Below are 8,436 nucleotides of genomic sequence, written 5' to 3'. Positions count from 1 at the left end.
GGCTCGCTCTTTCATTTCAGGGGTATAGTTTCGTGTTTTCATTGTCGTATTCTCTCAGAAAATTGAGTCTCCGACAATCCCGGGGCGGTTCAAAGCGTACTTATCAATAACCACTATACTTCTCTAGGGGCAACCTTGGGGTTCTTGTTGGGTGTCGTTGGTGAGATGCTGATTTAGTTAGATGCCGACTTAGTTAAATATAGAATTAGTTAAATACAAAATTAGGTAACAGAATTAGTTAGATGCTAAGTAGGTTAAAGGCCTTTAACTTAAGAGTATAAGAAGATAAGCGTTAGTGAGAAGCAAGCCTGATAAGGTATAAAGCTACGTAAGGCAATAAGGATTATGGATGACAATTGACTATTTTGTAGATAAACAACAGCGAATCAATGAGTTTGTGTCACGGGCCAATCTGATACTGGGCAATGACCCGCTGTGCTATACCGGTCACTTTATTACCGGACAAGTTCAGCATCCAGATATGCTCTTTGTTAGCATTAATCCTGGCCACAGTAATCGAGAGGATTGGGGTGATATTGAGGCTCGTCGTGCTCAAGCAGTGGTCAAAGACTTTGAGGTTGTTCCTTGCAAATACATCAAGGATATTGAGCGAGGCAGTCGCTATGCCAATCGCATTGTGGAGGTGGTTTGTGGCGGTGATATAGAACGCCTAAAACACTGTGCTGAGACCAGCTTTGTATCCTATTTTGCGGCCCCTAAAGAGGAGGTATTGCATGCACAGCTATCAGAGTTACCGGCTGAAATGCAACAGGAACATCAAGCACTGACTCGACTTGATATCGAACAGATTCAGCCAAAACATATTATATGTATGGGCTGGCGAGCATTCGATCGGTTTTTAGAGCAATATGGCGATGGTAGCGAGATAACCATCCAAAAACTACCATTGATGGGCAAGATGGAGAATTACTACGCCTATACGCAAGTAGCCGGGGTGCCAGTACATGGTTTGCGTCATTTGTGTACCAAGCTCACGCTTGAGATGCGGGCTGAGTTAGAGCAAAGGTTCTCAGAGATTTGGTCACAAATGGCATCTACCTCAGATTAAGTCTATATTTATTAAGCCTATATTTATATTAACCATATGTGGCTTATAGCCCACCCAAAAGCCTCTCAGGATTTCAATGAGGGGCTTTTTTCTATTCAATAGAGTAAATCAGATTGTCCTATTCAAAGCTGTGCCTAGCATGTATGAGTAAAAATATTAAGTGTAAAGCACAGTAGTTTTACGCCAAAAAGCGTATAGGCTAAGAGATTATTTTTCTGAAATCTTTATTTATCAAAGGGTTACTGAAAACTATTTTTTTTGTGAACTGAAAGTATTTGTTTCCAATGGGTAAATGTGTTTCAATCGCCGCTTTCAAATTTTAAGTTTTTGAATTTAACCCCTGGCGTGACTGTAAGTCACATGAGCAAAATTCTATGTAAATTTTACCGATTTTTGAATAGGAGTAATAACCCATGCAAGGAAGTGGTTCACCAAACTCTAATTTTGAGTCGAGCGCTAACAGCTCGCGCATGCAGCGATTTTTGAAAGGGGTAGAGTGGCTAGGTAACTTATTACCTCATCCAGTCATTCTATTTGTTTGGATGTCGGTGTTTTTATTAATCTTATCAGCCATATTGTCTTATTTTGGGGTTTCCGTTATTGACCCTAGACCCGTGGACACGGCTGATCGTTCTGCAGACGGTATGATATATGTGGTCAACCTATTAAATGGGGAAGGTCTGGCCCGTATAGTTGAAAACTTAGTAACCAACTTCACTGGATTTGTGCCTTTGGGTACTGTTTTGGTGGCGTTATTGGGTGTGGGGATTGCTGAATACTCAGGTATGATTTCAGCGGCCATGCGTGGTCTTGTGATGAATGCTCCGAAGAAGATGGTGACGTTAACCGTTGTTTTTGCGGGTATCATGTCTAACACCGCCTCTGAGCTTGGTTATGTGGTATTGATTCCATTAGCTGCGATGATATTCCACTCCTTAGGACGTCATCCGCTGGCAGGTTTGGCTGCTGCCTTTGCTGGGGTTTCAGGGGGCTATAGTGCCAACTTACTATTGGGTACAGTTGATCCGCTATTATCGGGGATTACTCAAGAGGCTGCCCGCATTATTGATCCGGCTTATGTGGTGGGTGCCGAAGCGAACTGGTACTTTATGATAGCCAGTACTTTTCTAATTAGTGGCCTAGGTTACTTCGTCACCGAAAAGATTGTTGAGCCAAGTTTAGGGAAATATAATCCCAATGATGCAGAGGATGCCTCTGTGTTAGACAGTCAAATTGAGAAAGTCACAGCCACTGAGAAAAAAGGCCTTATCTGGGCTGGTATTAGCATGCTAATATTCTGTGGATTATTGGCATGGACCATCGTTCCTGCAGACGGTATTTTACGTCACCCAGAGACAGGTCTGGTATCAGGCTCACCTTTCTTAAATGGCATTGTGGTCTTCATCTTTGTGTTCTTCGCTTTACCCGGTTATATCTACGGTAAAATTACCGGTAGCATCAAGAATAACCAAGATGTGGTTGATGCCATGAGCGATTCTATGAAGTCGCTAAGCATTTATATTGTACTGGTCTTTTTTGCCGCGCAATTTACCGCCTTCTTTAAGTGGTCAAATTTAGGGTCAGTAATGGCAGTAGCGGGGGCCACTTTCTTAAATGATATTGGTTTGACCGGTCCTTTATTACTGGTTGGTTTTATCTTAATTTGTGCGGTTGTTAACTTAATGTTGGGTTCAGCTTCGGCTCAGTGGGCCATTACTGCCCCTATTTTTGTACCCATGTTGATGTTGACCGGTTATGCACCCGAGATGATTCAAGCTGCTTATCGTATAGGTGACTCAACGACTAACATCATCACTCCAATGATGAGCTACTTTGGTCTTATTCTAGCGGTTGCTATGCGCTATAAAAAAGACACGGGAGTCGGGACACTTATGGCAATGATGTTGCCTTATTCGATGATATTCCTACTCGGTTGGACTGTTTTATTCTGTGTCTGGGTCTTCGTTCTGGGTCTGCCAGTTGGCCCTGGATCAGAAACTTTTTATCCAGCACGTTAAGCGTTAATAGCAAAATAATTGGGTTTGCCTAAAAGACTCTCATCCTGCATGAGGGTCTTTTTTTTACTAAATACTTTGTGTTAAAGCTAAGGGCTATTGATGGCTTAATCTTAATTCTAAAACTAAATTAGTTGTGGCAGTTGGTGTGAAGTTAACGGATACGATTGACTGATGATAACTGTATTAGGGGTTGATTATAAAAAATAAATCCTTATAGTAATGCTAAATATTAAACTTGTTTGGTTTAGTAATAATTACTAATTATCAGTTATAATTGTTAACGATATATTATTTCTCTACAATAGAGGGGACTATTATGGGCATCAATAACTCACAGTTAGCACAGCAATCAGCAGCGAAGGGCAGCAGTACTGATAACAGCCCCAATGCTACCGTGAAGCCTCGTCATCCTGAAACTCGGCTACAATCAGATTGGTTGTTTTTATTAGATAAGCTACCGCCTAATCAGTGGTACTCCTCTGACTATGCTTACAAGACTTCAGGCTGGCTAAATGTGCATACCAATATTCGTAAGCGTCAACGTATCTTGCGTCAGTTGAGTGAAGAGTACTTGATGGGAGCCTTAAACTGGGATAATTATCGGACCCAAATCCTGCAGCGTATTAGTATGCATGTGCTGAAACTACACCAGCATCATAGTGTTGAAGACCATGGGTTTTTCCCAGAGTTTGTTAGCTTATACCCGCAGTTAAAGGCGGGATTTGAGATACTAGAGCGAGATCATGTGAGGCTTAATGCTTTGCTAGATGAGATGCAAAGCTTAAATGATGAGCTAGCAAAAGCGCAGAGTGAAGATAAGGCTTTGGCAGACCGTTTGCATGCTAATTTAATTACTGGGACTGACTTTTTATCGCAGCATTTGACTGATGAAGAGGACTTGGTGGTGCCTATATTAGCGTTACGTCAATAAATAATAAATAGAGATCACAAAGTGAATAAGAAAACATTAGTAGGCAGCCTATGTGCCATTGTTGCAGTGTTTTTATTGTTAGCGGTATTCAACTCTGGCAATCAGACTTCATTAGCGAAGTGGCCGGTAGAGGGGTTTCAAAACCTAGCATTCAGTATTGGCTGGTTAAGTCCTTTTCCTGATAGCGTGGTTTATGTTATCACCGTATTAATAATACTGTTAGTTGCTGCGTTATTTTATAGGTTTGGTACGTGGTTGGTTGCTGCAAAATAACCTCCCACATACTCACCTAGTCTTATCAAAATTGACCACCAAATAGCGAAAGACGTAACCAGGCATTATTACCATCCGTGACCACGTTAGTTTCAGAGTAAAAAGCTCTTTAATACTATCCATCAAAAGTATCTACCACTTTTCTCATAGACTTACCTTTCAATTCTATGATATGAGCTTGATATTATTTTTAAAACTTAGCTAATGGGTACAACAATCGATATTGTTCTTATCGTGATTAGCTGGATTCAGAAGGAAGCTTGCTATAAGGCAGTTTTTCAGTTTCTGTATAATTAAGTGGTTTTTTTAAGGAGTAATACGATCTGCTTACATAAACGGACGGAATAACTCAGGACTTTGTCTTAATAATTGCTGTGTTCTCTCTACTTGCATGAAGCCAGTATTGGTATTAAGTTTCTGATTGTTAATAGTCGGTAGTATCAGTAATACGCTACCTTTTAAATTGTTATCTGCACGAGTGTGCCACATATCTTCAAATTGCTTACGAGTTAAAGTGCGATTACCCCAACTCGAATCTGCTAATACAATATGAGTATCATTAATGGATTTAACAACGCTAAAGTGATCACTACGTTTATGATTTACATAGACAATGGCAGGTATTTTTAATTTTTTTAATGAGTCGTAATTGGTTGCTATACCTTTGGCGGTAAAGCCATATTTTTGACTAACCTCTGCTAGATCTTGAAAAGATGCCATCATCTCTGTTAGCTGCATATCTTCTAAAATCTGTTGCTCAGAAGTCGGCGTGTTATAAAAGTAGGTTAATACAGTTGATAATGATGATGCTCCGCAAGAATAATCTAAATCTTGTTTAACAACTTGAGCATCACGCATTTGTTTCCAAGTTGTGATGTGGATATCAGACACTGTACCAGCGCTAGTATTTAAGACCATAGGTGAAGCAGGAGAACTAATAGGTACTGCAAGCGCTAAAAAGAAAGGCACTACTTGTGGTATTTTCTTATCATTATTTAAATAATTAATCATAAATAATGCCCATCTAACGTAAAACTAATGACACATTCAAAAAAGGATTTAAATTAAAGTTATAGATTAATCCAGCATACCCATTTCAGCTAAAGTTTGTTGAATCATCTGTTCAGAAATTTGACTTTGTTGTAAGGCAATACGTTCTGTTAATAGTCCCATCTTATTAGCTAATGATTTGCCTGTCGGTGAGTTGTATAACTCAATCAAAGCATTTAACTCATCAGTGGATAATACTTGCGCATAAGTAGAGGCTAGTTGAGCTTCATAGTCATAGCTATCCATTTTTTTCGATAGTTTGTCAAGAAACTCATCAGGCATATCAATCATATTACTACGCATAGATTCAATAATAAATTTATTGGCTTGTTTAAAACCTTGTTTAGAGCCATCCATATTAATAAGTTTGCGAGCAAGTGCAACTTTTTGGCTGTCTTGTGCTTGAAAAGCTACGGCAGCATGACTTACTTGAGTGATGGATAAGCCAGATACAACAAGCGTGGCTGATAAGAATAAATATTGGCAAGTTTTGGTTAATAATGACATTTTTACTCCTTCTTAAGTTCATATATCAGATAGCAATGAGCTTTTTATTTTAAAGGATTTATGGTTTATAAAGAATATCGTAGCTCAAATTAGAACTTGTACTCAAAGAAGATTGTACATACTCTTTATTGTTGATTAGTCTCAAAGCGTTATCACAGGCTTCTTTTTCACCCATCTTATTTTTTAGATGCATAACAGACTAGTAAGCTTCATTTTATTTTAAAATTTTTTTTATTACATACCATGAAGATAAAGCTGCAAAAATCGAAAACAAAATGTAAATTATTACGTTTTTTGCAGAAGGTGCAGGTAGGATTCTTACCAAGTATATACAAAAAAATATAACACCAATTATTTTAATAACGATGTTAGCTCCAATATTGTTTATATAATTACTTAAAGATAAAGCAATGCACCCAATTAAAATAAATACAAAATTTACTAGCATAAATATATAACCTATACTTAAATATGAATCCTTATTTCTTAACCTCTAATTTTATAAGAATTAGAGGTTTAGCTTGTAAAATAATATTATTTTTAATAAACAGCTTATAAGAAGTTGCACGAAAGATAAGTTGCTTTTTTGAGTTCTGACCTGACCACAACGATATATTGCAGTCAGGCGGAGTTATAAACTATTTTAAATATTATCTTCCAATATTCGCAGTACTAGATTTGTTCCCAATGTATGTTGTTGCTCCAGTCGTAGCACCAGCAACGCCAAATGCAGCCACTGCAGAGTTTAGTCCAGTAACAGGGCTAACTGCACCTCCTACAGCTCCCGCACCTATAGATGCCAAATGCCCACCTACACTGTATTTTCCACTAGCTATAGATCCGCTCATATACCCAAAATGACCACCAAGCCCTCCTGCAATTCCACCTATGGCGTTAGGGACCCAAGCCCCCTCGGTCTCTTCCATTTCTTGATTAGTCATAGCCATAACCTGAAGGTCTTGATTATCATCAAACGCATAGCTTAAATCAGCAGATGGCTTAACTGTCAGATTTGAGGTAGTTTGAATATTTTCTGAAGCCATTGCTGACACACTTAAGCCCAAACCAAGTGTTGTTGCAGTAGCGATTTTAGTTAGTTTTTTCATTACACTTTCCTTATGATTTAAGTTTTCAATGACTGTTGCCCTTATACACTGGCGGGACAACTGGTTTAATTTTAAGATGGATAGTTAGTCCATCTGCCAGAATTTGAATAAAGCTAAAATTTATTGAGTCTGTTGTTTATGTTTTCGATACTGCTCTGAAATAGGGGGTGGCAACTTACCTAGCTTAGTGGTCATACCTAGTGACAAAGTACTGCCTGAATCACCTGATACTGCTGTACGCAAATTAGCAGTTAGATTACTTCTTTCATTTAACGCATAAGCCAACCCTAAATTTAAACTCGTTTGGGTATATTTAGCACTAGAGATATCAGTGTTATCAAACTTATCCCCTTTTACCATACGCCAGCTAACACCTGTATTTAACGTGATATCAGGATTAACTGCGAACCCTACCGAACCATTTAATGAAAACACATCACCAATATCAACTTTACCTATCGACTCTTTAAAATCCCGATTGCCGTTATATTGATAAGTGCCTGTTAAGCTAAGTGCTATCGGATCATTGACAGTATAAATGGTACTACCTACAAGAGCAGAAGTTAGATAGTCTGACTTAAGCCCTTGCGTATTATCATAAACAGATAATTCGGTAAAAACTAAACTATCAGGTAAGCTATTATGGTTTTTAGTCAACTGATATTGAGTGGTTAATGAGATATCTTGAAACCTATCATCACTTTGAGTCGTTACCTTGCCGTCGTGGTCAAGTCTCTGTTCCAAAGTTAAAGCATTTGCCTTTACACCCACTTCCCAGTCTTCAGTTATGCCATAACGCAACCCAAGTGTTCCAATTAAATTATCAGTATTTACTTTTCCTTCTGTCGGAATATTAGGAATAGTGATGCTGCGGCCATCACCCAGATCAATATTGGTTGAGCCTTGAGATAATAAATTGGAACTATTTTGATTAAAATAGCTCACAGTTGTATCTAGCTTAAATCTTCCTTTATCAGTGGTTAGGCTCTCAATAGTAAGGGGTAAGTCTGCATGACTGTAAGGCACAGTCAGCAAACCTGCCGTGTTAAGCAAAATAAGATGAATAACAAATTTGGGGTGCTGAGCCATTTTATATCCAATGTTTAAATAAAATCATGTTTATTAGACTCACATATTAGAATTCAAATATATTGTGTAAATGATAGTAATTATCGTTTACAATAATGTTATTAATACCCCACTCTCAACACTTTATTAGCAATTCAAACTGAGGAGGCGGGTTACCAAGTTTTTTTTTTAAAAGAAAACAGAAATTATGCGCCAGAATCTTACGCGTTAAACGATGAGACAAATGCCATAAATCTCTAGCACGTACTTTCTGTATATTAAAGCAGTCAGACAATTGACCAATAACAGTCTCAATATTACGTCGATAACGCATCAATCGATTAACATCAGACTTAGGTCTATTATCTGTCATATTGCGTCTTAGCGGTGTTTGCAAATCAATACCCTTTGATG

Annotated in this window: 9 protein-coding genes; 4 read left to right on the top strand and 5 right to left on the bottom strand. The window is 38.3% G+C overall.

Features of this window, described 5'->3' with window-relative positions:
• The first annotated feature begins 349 nt into the window (after positions 1-349).
• The 4 genes from G561_RS0112735 (at position 350) to G561_RS0112720 (ending at position 4,291) form a co-directional block, all read left to right on the top strand.
• On the top strand, positions 350-1,069 hold the full coding sequence (locus G561_RS0112735) for a hypothetical protein (RefSeq protein ID WP_037032483.1): 720 nt from the start codon (positions 350-352) through the stop codon (positions 1,067-1,069).
• A 413-nt stretch (positions 1,070-1,482) separates the two neighbouring features.
• Positions 1,483-3,087, top strand: coding sequence for an AbgT family transporter (locus tag G561_RS0112730; protein WP_028859898.1), 1,605 nt, complete (start codon positions 1,483-1,485; stop codon positions 3,085-3,087).
• Between the two features lie 316 nt (positions 3,088-3,403).
• Complete coding sequence (locus G561_RS0112725) at positions 3,404-4,018, top strand: hemerythrin domain-containing protein (protein ID WP_028859897.1); 615 nt, start codon at positions 3,404-3,406, stop codon at positions 4,016-4,018.
• Between the two features lie 21 nt (positions 4,019-4,039).
• Positions 4,040-4,291: a hypothetical protein gene (locus G561_RS0112720; RefSeq protein WP_028859896.1), complete on the top strand. Its 252-nt coding sequence runs from the start codon at positions 4,040-4,042 to the stop codon at positions 4,289-4,291.
• Positions 4,292-4,618: 327 nt separating this feature from the next.
• Here the strand turns inward: G561_RS0112720 and G561_RS14670 are convergent, their stop codons facing one another.
• The 5 genes from G561_RS14670 to G561_RS0112690 form a co-directional block, all read right to left on the bottom strand.
• Positions 4,619-5,302, bottom strand: coding sequence for a C39 family peptidase (locus tag G561_RS14670; RefSeq protein WP_051584558.1), 684 nt, complete (start codon positions 5,300-5,302; stop codon positions 4,619-4,621).
• A 66-nt stretch (positions 5,303-5,368) separates the two neighbouring features.
• Entirely contained in the window at positions 5,369-5,848 is a 480-nt protein-coding gene (locus tag G561_RS0112710) for a DUF2059 domain-containing protein (protein WP_028859895.1), read from the bottom strand.
• Between the two features lie 650 nt (positions 5,849-6,498).
• Entirely contained in the window at positions 6,499-6,954 is a 456-nt protein-coding gene (locus tag G561_RS15040; protein ID WP_051584557.1) for a hypothetical protein, read from the bottom strand.
• 120 nt (positions 6,955-7,074) lie between these two features.
• The gene (locus G561_RS0112695; RefSeq protein ID WP_028859893.1) at positions 7,075-8,043 is read right to left on the bottom strand and encodes a transporter family protein; all 969 of its coding nucleotides are present in this window, start codon (positions 8,041-8,043) and stop codon (positions 7,075-7,077) included.
• A 115-nt stretch (positions 8,044-8,158) separates the two neighbouring features.
• The coding region (locus G561_RS0112690) for a transposase (RefSeq protein ID WP_028859892.1) at positions 8,159-8,436 on the bottom strand (278 nt) is incomplete at its 5' end.

The organism is Psychrobacter phenylpyruvicus DSM 7000 = NBRC 102152 (assembly GCF_000685805.1).
In the GTDB taxonomy this organism is placed as follows: Bacteria; Pseudomonadota; Gammaproteobacteria; order Pseudomonadales; family Moraxellaceae; genus Psychrobacter; species Psychrobacter phenylpyruvicus.
Note: the sequence above shows the minus strand (reverse complement) of the source record. Positions and strands in the feature narration are given on the sequence as shown.

Bases quoted from the DNA above. Each gene is read 5' to 3' on its own strand.
- G561_RS0112735 (WP_037032483.1), top strand. From the start codon at position 350: ATGACAATTGACTATTTTGTAGATAAACAACAGCGAATCAATGAGTTT.
- G561_RS0112730 (WP_028859898.1), top strand. From the start codon at position 1,483: ATGCAAGGAAGTGGTTCACCAAACTCTAATTTTGAGTCGAGCGCTAAC.
- G561_RS0112725 (WP_028859897.1), top strand. From the start codon at position 3,404: ATGGGCATCAATAACTCACAGTTAGCACAGCAATCAGCAGCGAAGGGC.
- G561_RS14670 (WP_051584558.1), bottom strand. From the start codon at position 5,302: ATGATTAATTATTTAAATAATGATAAGAAAATACCACAAGTAGTGCCT.
- G561_RS0112710 (WP_028859895.1), bottom strand. From the start codon at position 5,848: ATGTCATTATTAACCAAAACTTGCCAATATTTATTCTTATCAGCCACG.
- G561_RS15040 (WP_051584557.1), bottom strand. From the start codon at position 6,954: ATGAAAAAACTAACTAAAATCGCTACTGCAACAACACTTGGTTTGGGC.
- G561_RS0112695 (WP_028859893.1), bottom strand. From the start codon at position 8,043: ATGGCTCAGCACCCCAAATTTGTTATTCATCTTATTTTGCTTAACACG.